General features: G+C 62.9%; 12 protein-coding genes. 4 read left to right on the top strand and 8 right to left on the bottom strand.

Annotated elements, in window-relative coordinates; all coding sequences use genetic code 11:
* The first annotated feature begins 139 nt into the window (after window positions 1–139).
* The gene (locus M0639_RS00275; RefSeq protein WP_058036994.1) at window positions 140–2,452 is read left to right on the top strand and encodes a transketolase-like TK C-terminal-containing protein; all 2,313 of its coding nucleotides are present in this window, start codon (window positions 140–142) and stop codon (window positions 2,450–2,452) included.
* A 73-nt stretch (window positions 2,453–2,525) separates the two neighbouring features.
* Here M0639_RS00275 and M0639_RS00270 read toward each other — a convergent pair whose 3' ends face one another.
* Window positions 2,526–4,145, bottom strand: coding sequence for an ABC transporter substrate-binding protein (locus M0639_RS00270; RefSeq protein WP_003943604.1), 1,620 nt, complete (start codon window positions 4,143–4,145; stop codon window positions 2,526–2,528).
* Between the two features lie 174 nt (window positions 4,146–4,319).
* Window positions 4,320–4,610: a putative quinol monooxygenase gene (locus tag M0639_RS00265; protein ID WP_003943546.1), complete on the bottom strand. Its 291-nt coding sequence runs from the start codon at window positions 4,608–4,610 to the stop codon at window positions 4,320–4,322.
* A 71-nt stretch (window positions 4,611–4,681) separates the two neighbouring features.
* On the opposite strand from M0639_RS00265, the gene M0639_RS00260 reads away from it, so the two are divergent.
* Entirely contained in the window at window positions 4,682–5,584 is a 903-nt protein-coding gene (locus M0639_RS00260) for an SDR family NAD(P)-dependent oxidoreductase (RefSeq protein ID WP_003943614.1), read from the top strand.
* 1 nt (window position 5,585) lies between these two features.
* On the opposite strand, the gene M0639_RS00255 is transcribed toward M0639_RS00260, so the two are convergent.
* Window positions 5,586–6,311, bottom strand: coding sequence for a hypothetical protein (locus tag M0639_RS00255; protein ID WP_064073640.1), 726 nt, complete (start codon window positions 6,309–6,311; stop codon window positions 5,586–5,588).
* Between the two features lie 111 nt (window positions 6,312–6,422).
* Window positions 6,423–7,295, bottom strand: a complete 873-nt coding sequence (locus M0639_RS00250) for a hypothetical protein (protein ID WP_003943530.1) — start codon at window positions 7,293–7,295, stop codon at window positions 6,423–6,425.
* A gap of 212 nt (window positions 7,296–7,507) precedes the next feature.
* Here M0639_RS00250 and M0639_RS00245 point away from each other — a divergent pair, with 212 nt between their 5' ends.
* Window positions 7,508–8,056: a DUF732 domain-containing protein gene (locus M0639_RS00245; protein ID WP_064073641.1), complete on the top strand. Its 549-nt coding sequence runs from the start codon at window positions 7,508–7,510 to the stop codon at window positions 8,054–8,056.
* Here the strand turns inward: M0639_RS00245 and M0639_RS00240 are convergent, their stop codons facing one another.
* The 3 genes from M0639_RS00240 to gltB form a co-directional block, all read right to left on the bottom strand.
* Window positions 8,057–8,953, bottom strand: a complete 897-nt coding sequence (locus tag M0639_RS00240; RefSeq protein ID WP_007735797.1) for a cutinase family protein — start codon at window positions 8,951–8,953, stop codon at window positions 8,057–8,059.
* 184 nt (window positions 8,954–9,137) lie between these two features.
* A complete protein-coding gene (locus tag M0639_RS00235) occupies window positions 9,138–10,589 on the bottom strand; it encodes a glutamate synthase subunit beta (RefSeq protein ID WP_003943594.1) in 1,452 nt (483 codons plus the stop codon).
* A complete protein-coding gene (gene gltB / locus M0639_RS00230; RefSeq protein WP_064073642.1) occupies window positions 10,582–15,180 on the bottom strand; it encodes a glutamate synthase large subunit in 4,599 nt (1,532 codons plus the stop codon). Before gltB ends, M0639_RS00235 begins: the two co-directional genes overlap by 8 nt.
* 556 nt (window positions 15,181–15,736) lie before the next feature.
* Between gltB and M0639_RS00225 the strand changes: the two genes are divergently transcribed.
* Window positions 15,737–17,176, top strand: a complete 1,440-nt coding sequence (locus tag M0639_RS00225; protein ID WP_064073643.1) for a phytoene desaturase family protein — start codon at window positions 15,737–15,739, stop codon at window positions 17,174–17,176.
* 346 nt (window positions 17,177–17,522) lie between these two features.
* On the opposite strand, the gene M0639_RS00220 is transcribed toward M0639_RS00225, so the two are convergent.
* Window positions 17,523–19,559 carry a restriction endonuclease subunit S domain-containing protein gene (locus M0639_RS00220; RefSeq protein WP_156524993.1) on the bottom strand — a complete coding sequence of 679 codons (2,037 nt, stop codon included), beginning with the start codon at window positions 19,557–19,559 and terminating at the stop codon, window positions 17,523–17,525.
* Window positions 19,560–19,645: the final 86 nt, after the last annotated feature.

Below are 19,645 nucleotides of genomic sequence, written 5' to 3'. Positions count from 1 at the left end.
AGGTGCGGCTGGACTTTGCCGCACCGAACGGTTCGGCCTCAGGAAGTCCTGCCAAACATCACAACCACATCGTCGGCCCCACGATCTGGGGTACAGGCGGTGCGGTGATCGATGTCCACTACTGAAGGCAGGACCGGCCGTGAACAGCCCCAACATCGACCAGAACGCTCCCGAGTCACTGGCGGAGATCGAGAAGCGCGTTCTGTGGTTGTCGACCGCGATGATCCATCACGCCAACCGTGTTCGACCGAACCCCAGCGGGCTCAAGGTCGGCGGCCATCAGGCCTCGTGCGCGTCGATGGTCTCGATCATGACGTCCCTGTGGTTCGGCCAACTTCGTTCCGGCGACCGGGTTTCCGTCAAGCCGCATGCGGCGCCGGTGCTCCACGGCATCAACTATCTGCTTGGTGAACTCGACGAGTCCTACCTGACGACTCTGCGCGAATTCGGGGGCCTGCAGAGCTACCCGAGTCGATCGAAAGATCCTGATCCGGTGGATTATTCGACCGGTTCGGTGGGCATCGGCGCGACGGCTCCCATCTGGGGCGCCATCGCTCGCCGATACGTCGACGCCTCCCTCGGCGGCGCCGGAACCGGGCGCCAGTACTCCCTGGTCGGTGACGCCGAACTCGACGAGGGCGCTGTGTGGGAAGCAGTTCTCGATCATTCGGTTGCCGAACTGGGTGAGATCGTGTGGATAGTCGACCTCAACCGCCAATCACTCGACCGGGTGGTGCCGAACATCGCGGCAACCCGCCTGGAGCGCATGTTCTCGGGTGCCGGCTGGCAGGTCATCACCGTGAAGTTCGGTGCGCTGCTGGAATCACTGTTCACCCGGCCGGGCGGCACCGCGTTGCGCGAACGAATCCTGGACATGCCGAATCCGGAGTACCAGCGCCTGCTGCGATGCACGGCCGACGAGGTACGTCTGAGACTGCCCGGCGACGCGGCGGACGCCGACGCGATCACGGCGCTGATCGACGACCTCGACGACGCCACGGTGCTCGAGGCCATCCGCAATCTCGGTGGCCACGACCTCGACGCTCTGCGAGAGGCGTACGCACAGATCGACGACACCCGTCCCACCGTGATCATCGCGTACACGATCAAGGGTCGGGGTCTGCCGACGCAGGGTCATCCGCAGAACCACTCGTCGCTGCTCACCGCCGAGCAGTTCGAGCACCTGGCGGCGGAACTCGGCATGGATCCGTCGAAGCCCTGGGAACGGTTCGAGACCGACAGCCCGTCCGGCCGCATCTGCGCCGAAACCGCTGGGCGCCTGACTCGCCCGAAGGTGGAGCATCTGGTGCCCCCGGCAGTTCCGAAAGACATCGGCCGTACGCCCTCCGGCACGTCCACCACTCAGGCAGCTCTCGGCCGGGTACTACTCGACCTCAGCCGCGAAGCGCCGGACGCCGCGAAACGTGTTGTCACACTGAGCCCGGACGTCAGTTCCACCACCAACCTCGCAGGCTGGCTGAACAAGGTCGGGGTCTGGTCCCCCGACGAGCGGCACAACTGGTTTGCCGACGACGCCGAAACGATCATGCACTGGCGTGAGAAGCCCACCGGTCAGCACATGGAACTCGGTATCGCCGAGACCAACCTGGTCGGACTGATGGGCGAACTCGGTGCAACCTGGAGTCGTTGGGGCCAGCCACTCTTCCCTATCGGCGTGATGTACGACCCCTTCATCGAGCGGGCTCTCGAACCGTGGTCGTACGGCATCTACGCCGGTGGACAGTCGATCATGGTCGGCACTCCGTCGGGCGTCACCTTGGCCGCCGAAGGTGGTGCGCACCAGTCGATCAAGACCCCATCCATCGGACTGGAACAGCCGGGATGCGTCAGTTTCGAACCGGCATTCGCCGTCGACGTCGAGTGGACGCTCCTCGACAGCATCGGACGCCTGGGCCGACCAGACGGCAGCTCGTCGTACCTGCGTCTGTCGACCCGTCCGGTCGACCAGGCCCTGGCCGCGGTACCGACCGATCCGGCTGCGCGAGAACGCCGTCGACGTCAGGTGGTGGCCGGCGCGTACACACTGCGGCACAACCCTGATCCGGCCGTCACCCTGGTCGGCATGGGTGCCACCGTCACCGAAACACTGGTCGCAGCCGAAAGACTGGGCGAGCAAGGTATTTCCGCCGACGTCGTGTGCGTGACCAGCCCCGGCTTGCTCTTCGAAGCACTCCAGTCTCGGCGCGGTCTCGCGGACGGTCCGTCGTGGATCCTGGATCAGGTCTTTCCGAGCAGCCGGTCCGCGCCGATGGTCACCGTTCTCGACGGGCACCCGCACACCCTCGCGTTCCTGACGGGAATCAACAACGTTCCGGGTGCTGCGCTCGGAGTGAGCCGGTTCGGTCAGGTCGGTTCGCTCGAGGACGTCTACCGGTACCACGGCCTCGACTCCGACAGCATCGTCCGCGCCGCCCTCGATCTCACTTCTTGATCTATCACACTCTCTGATGCCGAGAAGCGTCCCCGCGGGGACGCTTCTCGGGTCCAGTCAGTTCTTCAGCTGTCTAGTTCTTCCAGGCCTTGTCGAAGAACATGATTCCGTCCAGGCTCTGCTGAATGCCGTGGACGTTCTGTCCCCACACACCGAGCCACGGGGTGTTGCCGTAAACCTGCCACGGCACAACCTCGTTGGCCCGCTCTTGAATCTTGGCGAGCACCTCGATCTTCGCGTCGGTCGACGTCGCGACACCCAACTGGTCGAGAAGCGAATCGATCTCGGGGTCGGAGAAGCTCGTGGCGTTGTTTCGTCCACCCGACTTGAGATTGGAGTACAGACGCTCGAACGGATCGGCTTCCGCGAGGTTGGCGGAACCTGTTGCCATGTCGAAGTCGCGGTCGGCGTACAAACGCTTGACGACGTCGGCAACCGAGTTGACGTACTCGATCTGGAAATCGAAACCGACGGCGTTGGCCATCGACTGCAGTGCCAGAGCCATCGCCTGCGCCGAATTCTCCTGCAGCGTCAGGTATGTGATCTTGCCGTCGTAACCGTCGGCCTTGGCCTCGTCGAGAAGCTGCTTCGCCTTGGCGGTGTCGACGCCGATCGGAGCGACGTCGTTGTGCCAGCGGGAGGTGTCCTGGAAGATGACCTGCCCGGGCAGACCCTTGCCCTCGTTGAGTCGGTTGTCGAGTGCGACGGGATCGGTTGCGAGCGCCAATGCCTGACGGATGCGCACGTCGGCACCGGGACGACCGGGTGCCGTGTTCACCAGCGACAGGTACGACAGCGACGGAATGTCGACGAAGCCCGGGTAGCCGGAGTCGATCAGATCCAGCACGTTCGGTAGCGACCGCATGTACGCGACGTCCGTGCCGCCGCTCTTGAGCGATTCGGTGGTGGACTGCGAACCGACGATGCTGATCAACCGCAGCTTGTCCACGTTCGGGGCACCGTCGAAGTAGTCCTCCCGAGCGTCGAGGATCAATTCCTCGTTGGGAGCGAACTTCTCGAGGGTGAAGGCACCCGCGCCGATCGGGGTGAACTGATCACCTTGCTGGGCGCTCGGCGCGACAATCATGCCGGGGCCGGTGGAGAGCAGTGACTCGATACCGGTCCACGGGTCGACGAGATTGAAGACGACCGTCGACGGATCCGGAGTGTCTACCGACGCGACCTTCGACGCGTACAGACTCGACTGCGGTCCCTTGTTGGTGACGTAGCGATTGAGGCTCGCCGAGACGGCCGCCGAATCCACCGGCGTCCCGTCGCTGAACTTCACACCGTCACGCAGTTCGAGGGTCCACGTCTTGAAGTCGGAACTCGGCTCCATCGACTCTGCGAGCTTCGGAACGAATTCCTTGGATGCCGGGTCGTACCGCAGGAGCGTGTCGTAGATCGCGCCCAACTCCGAACCGGCGACCGAACCGGCGATCTGAGTCTTCGCCGGATCGAGATTGGTGACGGCGGAGTACCCGCTGAACGTGAGGGTGCCGCCCTTGACCGGATCGCCCTCGCCGGACTGCTCGTTGACCGGGCCGATGGACAATCCCGAACCGGAGTCCGGTGCGTCGCCGCTCCCACCCCCGTTCCCGCTGTCAGCGCACGACGAGACGAACAGGCCGGCGGAGACTGCCAGCGCGACGGCGGCAACCTTGCGGTGACCGCGCCGAGAACTGCGACTCATTCAAAACCTCCAGGTCAGAAACTGTGATGTGAAGCATTGTCGAGACAGTTTGTGACTTAAGGCACAGGTATTAGTCGCAGGTCCCGCTCAGTGGAATGGAGCGCGACGATTGGTCAGTTTTCGAGCGACATTCGCAGGTCAGACCCTTAGCGAAGGTCAGGAATTCATTCTGATTCAGGCGCCTTTCAACGGATGAATCGCCGGAGCGCCGTCGAGAAGTGGTCCGGCGGCGGCCAGCGCGGCCTGCAGATGCGGGGACTGCATGTGAGCGTCCAACTCCTCCTGCCCGCGCCAAGTTTCGATCGTGACGAACGTGCCGGGCGCAGCCGCTGACTCGAACAACTCGTACGACACACAGCCGTCCTCGGACCGACTCGCCTCCGCGAGAGTTGTCAGAGCCGATCGGACGTCGTCCTCGGAACCGGACTTGGCCGGGATGGTTGCAACTACACGAAGCTCGCTCATCGGATACCTTTCGCAGAGGGGAAGTCAGCTAGAGACACACGCCACAAACGTACACACGAAAAGGGCAACCAATGGGGCTACTCAAGGACGTCACCGGCTGGCGACGCGGAACGAAGTTGCAGCGTCGACTGCGCGATCTCACCGGCACGCTGGTGGTGATCACCGGTGCGGGCAGCGGCATCGGGCGTGAAACGGCCCTCGCCTTCGCCGCCCAGGGAGCTATCGTCGTGGTCTCCGACATCAATCTCGAAAGCGCGCAGGACACTGCGGCACTTGTAAACATCCCTTCGCAAGCGGGCGGCGCCGAAGCAGTGTTCGGTGGCGGCGCCCACGCCTATCAGGTGGACGTGTCCGACGAACAGGCCGTGATTCGGTTCGCGGAGACCGTCGCGGCACATCACGGCGTACCGGACATCGTCGTCAACAACGCCGGAATCGGGTTCTCGGGAACGTTCGCCGACACCGAGCAGCGCCAGTTCGAGCGCGTCATGGACATCAACTTCTGGGGAGTTGTCTACGGCTGCCGGGCATTCACCCCGATGATGATCGACCGCGGAACAGGTGGGCACGTCGTCAACCTGTCCTCGGCCGCCGCGTACACACCACAGAAGGCCCTCACCGCGTATTCGACAAGCAAAGCAGCGGTATTCATGCTCTCGGATTGCCTACGGGCAGAGCTGCTTCCACACGGCATCGGCGTCAGCACCATCTGTCCCGGCCTCGTTCACACGAACATCCTCAAGACCACCGAGTTCGCCGGCACGACCGCCGAGGAGCAGCTCGAGAACCAGACCAAGGTCGACAACTTCTACCGCAAGCGGAACTTCACTCCTGATCGAGTGGCCAGTGCCATCGTGAAAGCCGTTCGCACGAACAAGGCCGTCGTACCCGTGACCGTCGAAGCCAAGCTCGGACGCACCATCAGCCGGTTGTCTCCCGGGTCGATGCGCGTCGGAGCTCGGTTCGAGATCTAGGTCAGCTTCCGAAACTCAGGCTGCCCGTGAAACCCTGCTGCACATCGGCTTCCGAGCGGGGAAGAACCTCGTAGGTGCTGGCGTACTGGCCACTGAAACCGGTGACGGTGATCGGGCGTCCGACGGCGACGGCATCGACGTCGATTCCCGTCTGTGTGTTGACGAAGATGACGGTGTTTCCCTCGGCGCCCGAGACCAGGATCTTGTGGCCGTACGGCAGATCGTCGACGACGGGTCCGCTCACGATTCCGGACACCGTCACGAGACGACCTTCACTGCCCTCACCGATTGCATTGAGGGGCAGTCGCGCCGGGCTGATCTGGGTAGTCGTGCCGATTACCTCGACGGTAGTCGGGCGGACGACGAGCAGGCCTTCCTGATCCGCGAGGACTCCGGTGACCTGAACCCGATCGCCGAGAACAACCCCGGAATTGTTCGGATCGCTGATGTAAATGCCCGAATTGCCACTCTGGAGACCAAAGCCCTTGTCGTAGAAGCTGGATTCGAACACTCCGGACGGCGTAGTCGCGGTTCCCACGACGGTGACCGTCGTTCCGATGGCCTGCGCACGGGCTGCCGCGATGGAGTCCGCGGACACCTCACCTACAACTGCTGCCGGCTCCGCCGTCGCTGCAGTACCGACAAACATGGTGGCTGCGGCCGCAACTGCCAGTGCCGTCACACCCCGGCGCAGGACCGGACCGGCAAGAACGCTGTCTCGAAACATGTTTGAGGACTCCCCTGTGATTTCGTGGCCGCGCAGGTGCTCCTGATGGAGTGCCGCCTTCGCCCACCCTGAGGCACAGGTTATTACAGGTCGGACGCCGCAGCGGATTTTTCAGGAACCGGAGCTTCCGGACGAACCGCTCGAGCCACTGGAACCGCTGGATCCTGTTCCGCCGCCGAGATCGTCGAGAGGATCGCTACCGGTGAGGCCGCCCGGGTACAGGTAGGCGTCGGAGATCGTGCTGAGCGAGGTTCCCGACGTGGCCGGTACCTTTGCTCGCCAGTTGACGATCGGGTTCAGCACTCCGAACGGTCCGCAACCACTGGCGGCGGGCAGCGCGAAGCCGGTGGCCTGGTTCCCGACCGGGCTCACCTTCAGTGCATTGTCCGGGAGCACCGTGTAGGTCGGTACCACCGACGGGTCAGGCGCGAGACGAAGATTCACCGGCGCAGCCGCGGAGCCCAGGTAGCAGTTGTCACCGAGGAACGCGTTGTTGATCTTCATCCGCACCGGGATGCTCAGATCCATGTCGGTGATGATGCCGTTGAGGGTCGGGGCAGCGGTCGCCTCCACCTCGGCGGTGACTGCGGCGAGGCCGAACAGATTGCCGAACGGCAGGTCGATTCCGAGGACTCCACCCGGAACGGTCAACGGCTTGGAGTAGACACCGTGATGTCCGTCGTCTCGCGGGAGAAGAACGGTGGACTCACCTTCACCGGAGCCGGCCTCGGCGGCGATGATCATGTCGCCTTTTCCGATCGGGAGGTTGAAGCCGTTGTTGTCGAAGGTTCCGCTCTGAACCACAACCGACACACAGGATTCGGCAGTAGCCGGACACACTGCGGCACCGGGTATCGAATTGTCGACCGGATCCTGAGCCGAGGCCATCGGCGCCGCGAACGCGAGGACCGCACCTGCGGTACCTGCAATGACGGCCACGCGCGTGCCGAGACGTCTGTTGCCGTTCTTGTGAGATTTCTGCACTGATTTCTCCCTGCCGTTTATGTGATGGGGGACGAAACTCGCAGTCATTGCTTGTGTTTCGACCGCCGCCGACAAGGTCTTTGCGGTGTGCTCCTACTCACAAGTAACAACTGAACAGATGTATATCACAGGACTTCGACTTAAAAACAGGGCAAAAGGGAGTTTCCTTAAAACGGACAAAATAAGCGGTACGGTATGTAACACTCACGGGGATGAACACGAACAGACTGGTCCTCTGCGTCGCGGCAGCGGGCCTACTCCTCAGCGGCTGCAGCAGCCAATCCGACAGCGACGCATCGGAATCCACTTCTGCGGCCACCAGCACGTCGGTTGCGGCGACGTCGAGTTCGACTGCCCCCAGTTCGCTCCCCGAATTGCCGACCAGCCCACTCGCCGCACCTGCGGAAGCAGCGCCGAGCATCGTCGAATCGACTCCGCCGGCGGTGTCACTACCGGTAGCGCCTCCGGCGAACGCACCGATCGACGCACGCTCACCGGAAGAGATCGTCGCGAACGCCGGCGAGAAGGGGCAGCGGTACATCGCCGCTCTGCGTCTGGCCGGGATCCCTCCCGCCGGAATGGATTCCGCAGAGATCCTCTACGCCGACGGCACCTGCAAGGCTCTCGCTGACGGTATGCCTCGGTCCGAAGTGCTGGCGGAGTTCAACTCCGTCGGCGAGGTGTACTCACAGATCACGCCGATGTCCTCGCAGCGCATTGCCGAGATCTACGTCGACACGGCGGAGCAGACGTACTGCTGATCAGGCCTTGCCGGCCAACCAGCCGTGCAGCCAGGATGTAGCCGAATTGCCTGCGCCGTCAACGACGTAACGCGTGTAGTCGGTGTGGACCTGCGAGCCGTAGAAGTCGACCAGCTGATCGATGCGACGCGAATTCGCGCCCGGATCGAGCTGGGCCATCAGAGCGGGGAGCCCGCCTGCGGTGATCAGATCGTTGACGATCACGGCCGCTTCGTCGCGCAGCGCGAGCGCACTGGCCGGAGTGGGATCGGACGCCTGAGCCATGAATCCGGCCAGGCGCATCACAAAATCGTCCTTCGGCGTCGAGCAGTACAGGTCACCGACCGCGCACAGCGTCACCGTTTTGCCTGACAGCCAACCGAATCCACCGATGCGAGGGCCGCTGGCACCGTTACCGCCGACAGCGGGGCCGATCAGGACGTCGGACTCGGAACGACGGGGATCGGACAGCAAGCCGACGCCCTCGACGCGAGTCGGGGGGACCACGCCGATGCCGGTTCCGATCTCGGCGGCGAGATCGCCTGCCGCGTCGGCGCCCTGGCTGTATCCGACGATGGCGAAGCGAGTGTCACCGCACGAGGCGGCCATGGCGCCGATCATGCCGCGGGCATTGTCGACGGCCTGCTGCTTCGACTTGGCGTAGACGTTGGACTCCCACGGGAAGGCCGTCGCCGAGTAGGTGACGTAATCGGTGCGTACGGAGCCCGGAAGCCCGTTGGTCACCGGGGCGAGCATGCCGGCGCCGGGCCTGGTGCCCGAGGGCTCCCAGGTTCCCGGGATGGCCACGACGTACAGGCTGGGGCAGGGATCAGCCGACGCCACGGGAGCACTGACAACCGGTACCACTACTGCCGCAGCAAGTGCCGACAACACCGCAACGAGACGCCTCGCACGCATGAAACTCCCCTGTTTTACCTTCAGCAACCCATACACCACTATCGGTGCTCCGGAATCATACTGTCTGGGCGTTGTGTCTGTCCGATGCACGATTGATGAAGGTTTGTTACAGATCGTGCGAATTGCTTGCAGAAACAAAGCCGCACCCCACCGAATGCGGTGGGGTGCGGCTTTGTGAGAGCCTCTAGCGCTGCGGAGCCGCTGTCGGGTGGATCGGTGACGGAAGGGCCGTGACACCCTCGAGGTAGGTGTCCACAGCGGCTGCTGCGGAACGTCCCTCGGCGATGGCCCAGACGATCAGGGACTGACCGCGGCCCATGTCGCCGGCCACGAACACGCCGTCGACGTTGGTGTTCCACTTCGACGTGCGGGCGACGTTGCCACGCTCGTTCAAGTCGACACCGAGATCGGTGAGCAGACCCGGCTTCTCGGGACCGACGAAGCCCATTGCCAGGAGCACGAGATCGGCTTCGAGCTCGAAGTCCGAGCCCTCGACCTTCTCGAAGCGACCCGACTTCATCTCGACCTCGTGAGCCTTGAGTCCGGTGACCTTGCCGTTTTCACCGACGAAGTTCTCGGTGTTGACGGAGAACAGACGCTCGCCGCCCTCCTCGTGAGCCGAAGCCACGCGGAACATGAGCGGGTACGTCGGCCACGGAGTCTGCTCGGCGCGAGTCTCCGGCGGACGCGGCATGATCTCGAACTGGTGGACGCTGGCCGCACCCTGACGGTGCGAGGTGCCGAGGCAGTCCGCTCCGGTGTCGCCGCCGCCGATGATGACAACCTTCTTGCCCTCAGCGGTGATGGTGGGAGCGTCGAGGTCACCCAACTGCACGCGGTTGGCGATCGGCAGGAACTCCATCGCCTGGTGGATGCCGTCCAGTTCGCGGCCCGGGATCGGAAGATCGCGAGCTGCGGTGGCGCCGCCGGCCAGAACCACTGCGTCGAACTGCTCACGCAGCTCGTCCGCGGTGATGTCCACGCCGACATTGACGTTGGTCTTGAAGACGGTGCCTTCGGCTTCCATCTGCTCGAGACGGCGGTCGATGTGCCGCTTCTCCATCTTGAACTCGGGGATGCCGTAGCGCAGCAGGCCGCCGATGCGGTCTGCCCGCTCGAAGACCGTCACTGCGTGACCGGCGCGGGTCAGCTGCTGCGCTGCAGCCAGACCGGCCGGACCACTGCCGACAACCGCAACCTTCTTGTTGGTGGCGTGCGCGGCGCGAACCGGCTTGACCCACCCTTCGTCGAAGGCCTTGTCGATGATCTCGACCTCGACCTGCTTGATGGTGACCGGATCCTGGTTGATGCCCAGGACACAGGACGCCTCACAGGGTGCGGGGCACAGACGACCGGTGAACTCCGGGAAGTTGTTGGTCGCGTGCAGACGCTCGATGGCGTCGTGCCAGTGGTCCTTGTAGACCAGGTCGTTCCACTCGGGAATCAAGTTTCCGAGAGGGCAACCGTTGTGGCAGAAAGGAATTCCGCAGTCCATGCAACGGCTGGCCTGGGTCTTGAGGGTTTCCTTCGGGAACTCCTCGTAGACCTCTTTCCAGTCGAGCAGGCGCAACGGCACCGGCCGGCGAACCGGAAGTTCGCGCGACGTGTGCTTCAGGAAGCCGCTTGGATCACCCACGAGCTGCCTCCATAACTGCCTCGTCCACGTTCTTGCCATCCTTCTCTGCGGCCGCGATGGCCAAAAGAACCTTCTTGTAGTCGCGGGGCATCACCTTTGCGAAGTGACCCACCTGCTGCGACCAGTCAGCGAGGATGCGCGTTGCAACCTCGGAGCCGGTTTCGTCGCGATGACGTTCGATGGCGCCCTTCAACCAGGTGAAGTCGTCGCCCGAAAGATCCTCGAGGTCCACCAGTTCGGTGTTGAGGTTCTTCTCGAATGCCTTGTCGGGGTTGTAGATGTACGCGACGCCACCGGACATGCCGGCGCCGAAGTTACGTCCGGTGGCTCCGAGGATGACCACCTTTCCACCCGTCATGTACTCGCAACCATGATCGCCCACACCCTCGACGACGGCAGTGGCGCCGGAGTTACGGACTGCGAAGCGTTCGCCGACGACACCGCGAAGCAGAGCCTCGCCGCTGGTGGCGCCGAACAGGATGACGTTGCCACCGATGATGTTGTCCTCGGCGACAAAGCCTTCCGCTGCATCGAGCGGCGGGCGTACGACGATGCGTCCGCCCGAAAGGCCCTTGCCGACGAAGTCGTTGGCGTCGCCGTGCAGGCGCAAGGTCATACCGCTGGGCACGAAAGCACCGAAGCTGTTACCGGCGGAACCGGTGAACGTGATGTCGATGGTGCCCTCGGGCAAGCCCTCTCCACCGAACGCCTTGGTGACCTCGTGGCCGAGCATGGTGCCGACCGTGCGGTTGACGTTGGTGATCGCGGACTCGAAGGAGACCGCCTCACCCTTGTCGAGTGCGTTGCGGGCCGAGACGATCAACTGCTGATCGAGCGCCTTGTCGAGACCGTGATCCTGCGTGCCGGTGCAGTGGACGTCCTGGTCCATGAACGCGGACTCGACCTGGGTCAGGATCGGCGACAGATCGAGATTGCCTGCCTTGCTTCCCTTCCAGTGATCGAGAGCGCGCGTGGTGTCCAGCATGTCGACCTGGCCGACTGCTTCGAGCAGCGTGCGGAAACCGAGTTCGGCGAGAAGCTCGCGAACCTCTTCGGCGATGAACATGAAGAAGTTCTCGACGAATTCCGGCTTGCCACTGAAACGCTGACGCAGCAACGGGTTCTGCGTCGCGACACCGACGGGGCAGGTGTCGAGGTGGCAGACGCGCATCATGATGCAGCCCGAGACAACCAGCGGTGCGGTGGCGAAACCGAACTCCTCGCCGCCGAGCAGGGCAGCGACGACGACGTCGCGACCCGTCTTGAGCTGGCCGTCGACCTGCACGACGATGCGGTCACGAAGACCGTTGAGCAGCAACGTCTGCTGGGTCTCGGCCAGGCCGAGCTCCCACGGAGCGCCCGCGTGCTTGACGGAGGTCAGCGGGGTGGCACCGGTGCCACCGTCGTGACCGGAGATCAGAACGACGTCGGCATGTGCCTTGGAGACACCGGCCGCGACGGTTCCGACGCCGACCTCGGAGACCAGCTTCACGTGAATGCGGGCCTGCGGGTTGGCGTTCTTCAGGTCGTGGATCAGCTGAGCGAGATCCTCGATCGAGTAGATGTCGTGGTGCGGCGGCGGCGAAATCAGGCCGACGCCAGGCGTGGAGTGCCGAACCTCGGCCACCCACGGGTACACCTTGTGAGCCGGAAGCTGGCCGCCCTCACCGGGCTTGGCTCCCTGCGCCATCTTGATCTGGATGTCGGTGCAGTTGCTCAGGTAGTGCGAGGTGACACCGAAGCGTCCCGACGCGACCTGCTTGATGGCACTGCGACGCAGATCGCCGTTCTCGTCCGGCGTGAAGCGCGACGGATGTTCGCCGCCCTCACCGGAATTGGAGCGGGCGCCCAGACGGTTCATCGCGATGGCGAGAGTCTCGTGAGCCTCGGCGGAGATGGAGCCGTAGCTCATCGCACCCGTCGAGAAACGCTTGACGATCTCGCTGGCCGGCTCGACCTCGTCGATCGAGATCGACGGCCGCTTGCCGATGTTGAAGTCGAACAGACCACGCAGAGCGGCAAGGCGCTCCGACTGGTCGTTGACCATGGTCGTGTACTCCTTGAACACCTCGTACTGACCTGTGCGAGTTGCGTGCTGGAGCTTGAAGACGGTGTCCGGGTTGAACAGGTGGTACTCGCCTTCACGACGCCACTGGTACTCGCCGCCGACCTCGAGCTCGCGGTGAGCGCGCTCTTCGGGGCGATCGAGGTATGCGACGGCGTGACGTGCCTGGACGTCGACTGCGATCTGGTCGAGGCCGATGCCACCGAGCTGCGACTGCAGACCGGTGAAGTACTCGTCCGTCAGCTCCTGCGAGAGGCCGATGACCTGGAACAACTGAGCACCGGTGTACGACGCGAGCGTCGAGATGCCCATCTTGGACATCACCTTCAGGACACCCTTGCCGGCTGCCTTGATGTAGTTCGCGATGCCCTTCTCGAGGGTCAGACCCTCGAGCTCGCCGTTCTGCAGGAACTCGTCGATGGTCTCGAAAGCCATGTACGGGTTGACCGCTGCGGCACCGAAGCCGATGAGGAGCGCCATGTGGTGCACCTCGCGGGCGTCGCCGGCCTCGACGATGAGGCCGACCTTGGTGCGCGACTTCTCACGAACCAGGTGGTGGTGCACGGCCGAGGTGAGGAGCAGCGACGGGATCGGCGCGTAGTCCTCGGTGGACTCACGGTCCGAGAGCACGACGATGCGTGCGCCACCCTCGATTGCCTGCGAGACCTGGTACTTGATGCCCTCGAGCGCACGACGGATACCGTCGCCGCCTTCCTTGACGGGGTACAGGCCGCGGATCACGACGCTGCGGAAGCCCGGGAATTCGCCGTCGTCGTTGACGTGAACGAGCTTCGACAGGTCGTCGTTGTGCAGGATCGGCTGCGGGAGCGCAATCTGCTTGCAGGAGTCCGCATTCGGGTGCAGCAGGTCACCCTCGGGGCCGATGGTCGCGCCGAGGCTGGTGACAACCTCTTCACGGATCGCGTCGAGAGGCGGGTTGGTGACCTGAGCGAAGAGCTGCGAGAAGTAGTCGAACAGCATCCGGGGACGTGACGAGAGCACGGCGATCGGAGTGTCGGTACCCATCGAGCCCAGTGCCTCGGCACCGGAGAGAGCCATCGGCTTGACCAGCAGGTTGACCTCTTCGTTGGTGAAACCGAAGAGCTGCTGACGCAGGACGACGCGCTCGTGCGACATGTACGTGTACGGACGGTCCGGCAGGTCGTCCATGTGGATCAGACCTTCGTCGATCCACTGCTGGTACGGGTGCTCGGCAGCGAGTTCGTTCTTCAGTTCCTCGTCGCTGATGACCCGGCCCTGCGCGGTGTCCACGAGGAACATGCGGCCGGGCTGGAGGCGGACCTTGCGGACAACGGTGGACGGATCGATCGGCAGGACGCCGACCTCCGACGCCATGACGACGAGGCCGTCTTCGGTGATCCACAGACGCGACGGACGCAGACCGTTGCGGTCCAGCACGGCGCCGATGACGGTGCCGTCGGTGAAGCACACCGACGCCGGTCCGTCCCAGGGCTCCATGAGAGCCGAGTGGTACTCGTAGAACGCCCGACGAGCGGGGTCCATGCTCTCGTGCTTCTCCCAGGCTTCGGGGATCATCATGAGAACTGCGTGCGGCAGGCTGCGACCGGCGAGGTGCAGCATCTCGAGCACCTCGTCGAAACGAGCGGTGTCACTGGCGCCCTGGGTGCAGATCGGGAAGATCTTGTCCAGGTTCTCGCGGCCACCGAAGACGTCACTGTCGATCAGGGACTCGCGAGCGCGCATCCAGTTCTCGTTGCCGGTGACGGTGTTGATCTCACCGTTGTGAGCGACCCGGCGGAACGGGTGCGCCAGCGGCCACGACGGGAACGTGTTGGTGGAGAAGCGCGAGTGGACCAGGCCCAGTGCGCTCTCGACACGATCGTCCTGCAGGTCGAGGTAGAAACCCTTGAGCTGCGGGGTGGTGAGCATGCCCTTGTAGACGAACGTCTGGCCGGACAGGCTGGGGAAGTACACGGTCTCGCTACCCGGGCCACCCTTGCCGGCGCCTTCGGAGCCGAGTTCGTGCTCGGTGCGCTTACGCACCACGTATGCACGACGCTCGAGATCCATGCCGGTGTACTTGTCACCCTCGGAGCCGATGAAGATCTGACGGAACGTCGGCATCGCGTCGCGCGCCAGTGCGCCCAGCGAGGAGTCGTCGGTTCCGACCTCGCGCCAGCCGAGAACCTTCAGGCCCTCTTCGACGACGATCTTCTCGACTGCAGCAGCAGCCTCGTGTGCATCGGCGTCGCCCTGCGGGAGGAATGCGATACCGGTTGCGTACGCGCCTTCGGCGGGCAGCGCGAAGTCCACGACAGCTCGGAAGAACTTGTCGGGAACCTGCAGCAGAATGCCCGCACCGTCACCCGTGTTGGGTTCTGATCCGGCAGCGCCGCGATGCTCGAGGTTGACCAGAGCGGTGATCGCCTTTTCGACGATGTCCCTGCTGCGGCGACCATGCATGTCGACAACAAATGCGACTCCACAGGAGTCGTGCTCATTGGACGGGTGATAGAGGCCCTGGGGGCCTGGAAGTTGCTTCATACCCAGCCTTCGTATGCCATAAAGATGCACCGACGACCAGCAGCGCTGATGGCCATCAACTTGCAATGCAAGTCCTTCAAAGCACCGACACGACGATGTGTTCGGTACCACCGAAGTAGCCGCCCTGCGCAGACGCGATGGTGTGCGTTCTGGCACCCGGCGACGTGAGTCTTCGGTCGGTTGAAACTTTTGTGAGTCAACCGTGTAACGAAAACGATAATTCAGAACCCCGGCACGGGCGCAACTAAGGTAGCCCTATAATTGCTCTGAACTGCGGCGATGCAGGGAGCCAGAAGGCCCCTCGACAGATTTCGGAGCTGCGTCTGTGCAGAGAAGTTCCGATTCACAGGATACCGAATCCGCAGGAAACAGGCGCGATGGGCGATGAATGCAACAACTGGCCGCAGCGATGAAAATCAGCTGCGGCCAGTGCGCCTCGAACTGTAACAAAAGTTGATCGATCAACCAAGGTCTAGGCCTGAATTGTTTGCTCGCAGAATGCCATCGCTGTAATTTCCGTAGGCTCACCCTTGAGAAGACGGGTGGCGAAGAGCAAATGACAACAGCAGTAGTGGTAGGCAGTGGTCCCAACGGTCTCGCGGCGGCGATCGAACTCGCCCGCGCCGGAATCGACGTCCATGTCATCGAGGGTGCGGACAAGATCGGCGGTGGCACCCGCAGTAGCGAATACATAGTCGACGGACTCGTCCACGACGATTGCTCCGCCTTCCATCCCACCGCTTTGGCTTCTCCTTACTTCAAGGCCCTCGACCGCGAATTCGGGCTCGCCAAACATGGCCTGACGTGGCTGTGGCCCGAGATCGATCTGGTCCATCCACTCGACGACGGCACCGCCGGGGTTCTGTGGCGCGACATCAACCGGACCGCTGAGGGACTGGGTGTCGACGGCAAGCGCTGGCTCGACGTCTTCGGATACCTCGCCGAGAACTTCGACGAGTTGGTGCAAGACGTCTTCAAGCCGATCGTGCATCTCCCGAAGCACCCGCTGATGCTCGCCCGTTTCGGGACAGGTGCTCTGCTTCCCGCGACGGGTTTCGCTCGGATGTTCAAGACCCCACAGGCGCGGGCACTGTTCGGTGGCGTCGCGGCGCACATGTTCGGGACGCTGACCCTTCCACTCTCCAGTGCTGTCGGCTCGATGCTCACTGCGGCCGCTCATGCTCACGGTTGGCCTGTGGCGCAGGGTGGTTCAGGATCAATTGCTGCGGCGCTCGCGTCGATTCTGCGCAGCCTCGGTGGCACCATCGAAACCGGGAACTGGGTCACCAACTACTCCCAGATCGCCGACTACGACATCGTCATGCTCGACATCGCCCCCGATGCGGCCGGGCGCCTGCTCGACGGCCGGCAGCCCGACCGCATTGCCCGGGCCTACCGCAAATTCCGCTACGGCACCGCCGCCTACAAGGTCGACTACGCCGTGCGTGGTGATTCCGACGGAAGCGTCGTGCCGTGGACGAATCCGCACGCCCGCAAGGCCGGCACCCTGCATCTGTCCGGGACGATTTCGCAAACTGCTGCTGTCGAACGCCAGACCGTGCGGGGTCAGATGCCGGACAAGCCCTTCATTCTGTTGGGCCAGCAATTCTTGGCCGACCCCTCCCGTTCCGTCGGAGACATCCATCCCGTGTGGGCGTATGCGCATGTGCCGCACGGATATCCGGGTGACGCCACAGAAGCGATCACCCGTCAGATCGAGCGCTTTGCGCCGGGGTTCCGGGACCGGATCGTGGGCGTCCACGTGCGCAATGTGCCGCAGATGCAGGCGTACAACCCCAACTACGTGGGTGGCGACATCTCCGCTGGGGCGAACACTGCGCGGCAGATCATCGCGCGCCCCCGGTTCGGGCTGGACCCCTATGCCACCGGCGCCCCGGGCGTGTACCTCTGCTCGTCCGCAACTCCCCCGGGCGGCGGGGTCCACGGGATGGGTGGGTTCAATGCTGCGCGGGCGGCGCTGAAGGCGCGGGGTTGAGGCGTCCCCGATGGGGACGACATTTCGGACACATACGAATCCTGTGTATTCACCTTAATGTGGCTGAGAGATTGTTCGCGGGCTGCTTCTAGTCACTTTCAATCGGCAAAGTTGATGACCGACCGGCGCCAAAATCGACTACGCCGCACGGATGCCAAGGGGGCCCGAGAGCTCCCGCCCGTGGATCGATCCGACCTCGCCGATCGACTCTGTGCACCAGCAGCGCGTAGGTAGATCGTACTCGTCAGGTCGAGGACACAATGTCGACAACCGATCCGTCTCTGTTAACGGGTGGCGAGCCGACGGAGCTCAATACCATCCCTCATTCGCCGCCGAACGTGCACCTCTATGCGACGAATCCCACCAATGCTAGAGATTCAAGTAGATCAGCATCCTCGACGGTATGCCCGTGCTCAAGGCTCTTTAGCACCGCAATCCCGCCATTAATCTTGTCTATGTGGAAGATTGAAAGGTCTCGACATGTGGGGCATTCTCGGCCGATAAGATGCGGTCTCATGAGGTGAAGTCGATGGTCAGAATCCCGAATATACAAGCTTCCCTTCTCAATTACCGAGTCCGTAACCTTCATCGTCTGTTGCCGTACAACGGTGTGGTCCCCCGTCAACTGGCGGTAACTAGCAGTTCCTTTACTCGCCAACGAATCCCATTGGGTGGAGACGATCAGCAGTAACGGGAGGTCGGCAATGAATTCCGCAGCTCGCATGAGAATCAGCAGTTCCTGGACTGCTCGCTCACACACCTGAGGTAGATCAATGGAATCGACGCGGCGATGATGGGCTTCGTCGTTGCGTCGTGCGCTGAGCCAGCGCTGCGCATCGCGAACGTCGGAGTGCGCGAAGAACTCACGAATCTCTGGGATACCGAATCGCTCATCGAGTGCGGTAAACCCTTTTCCAGTGATCTCATTCAGGACAGCGACCCAGTCACCCATCCCCGGGCCTTGGCCCGCGGTAAGCTTTTTTCGAATCCCATCGATGGAACCGGCAGTGATTCCTGCTGCGTGGGCCAGCGCGAGCGCCACATTTGCTGTGTAGGCAAGGAGTACCTCTGCCGCTTCGAGGACTGCGCGGTAGCCGTCGGCATTAGGTCCTGTCGATAACAGAGCTTCGGCAACTCGCCAGCGATATGCGACAGGATGCGGGAATCGTGTCCGTATTTGGTGTCCGAAATCGTTTATCGCTTCTGCGGCATCGATACGCCACCGCACGGTTCGGCTCGCGCGCAAAACTCGGTTCTTCGATACAGCGGCCGTATCCTCGTCGAAGATCGAATCAAGCAATTCACTGGCCTCTGATTGCCATTCCCCCGCGCGATCACGCGCATACTGCACCGACTCAAGGGCCGTGCGCATTGACTCATCAGGGATCGGAACCTGCAGTGCGCCTACATCATTACGATTCAGATACAGCCCAGCTGTCCTGAAGTCAATAAGTTCAGTGGCCTGCCTCGAAGACAAGAACCGAAGTATGAAGTCCTCGACGACAGGCTCAACCATTTCGCGAGGCCGAAGGACGAGAACGGTGTGGCTGCTCGCCACCGGAAGGTCTTCTTTGGTGACTCTGGCCCACACCAAACCTGGACGGACGGTAGGTATATGCAGTGCACGCATCACGATATCGCCCGCTCTGAGTCGCGCTTCTGACTCTACCGACGACCATAGCGATGCTTCGTCGCCGAATGCGATTCGGCCGCCGCGCTGAATATCACGTCCTGTCAGGATTCGGGTCGCACCCTCGAAGTTGCGGTCAACCTGATGAGCTTTCGCCATCGTTTGATTGATACCGAGCGGGCGAATCTCAAATACCTCATCGAGCCGAGTTGCTTGTCCGAAGTCCGCTAGTTGCTTCCTGCGTGCTGCGATCCTGGGGTCATTGCGCCGGAAGCCCAGTCCTGCGCCACTGTCCGGGGCGGATTGAAGGACGTAGCCGAAGTCCCGACTACCGCCTTTCATCCGTAGGAGTCGCCGAAAGTCTTCGATTACGTCGGAAGACTCCATCGTTGGTCGTCTTGGCGTTTCAAATAGTCGCACCGGACCAGCTGCATCTTCGGGTCTCCTCAAGACCAGGATGGCAGTCTCGAACTGGCGGTGTACGCCTTCGATCCCACCCTTGACGTAGGCGATCACCGTGGGATGCCATCGCGTGAACAGTTGCTCTCGAAAGGATTCACCGCGTTGGGAATCGAGGCAGGCGGCCGGAATCAGAGTTATTAGCGGAAACTCTGCATGACTTGGATCGCAGTCCAGAAGGACCTGCTCATAAGAATCGTATTGTCCGTTCCGCTGACCCCGTTCCCACGGCGGGATCAGTACAACGGGCCTTGCCTGGAGTTCCTCGCTAGCTGAGGCTGCTAGTTCGATCATGTTGGGCACCAATCGCATTGGCCATCCCTCGGGTGTGGGCGATTCAATCGTCGTGGCTTCCGGCCCATCTGCCACCAAAACAGCAG

It is taken from the genome of Rhodococcus qingshengii JCM 15477, from assembly GCF_023221595.1.
Taxonomy (GTDB): Bacteria; Actinomycetota; Actinomycetes; order Mycobacteriales; family Mycobacteriaceae; genus Rhodococcus_F; species Rhodococcus_F qingshengii.
The sequence above is the reverse complement of the archived record's forward strand: the minus strand, read 5'-3'. Positions and strand labels throughout refer to the sequence as shown.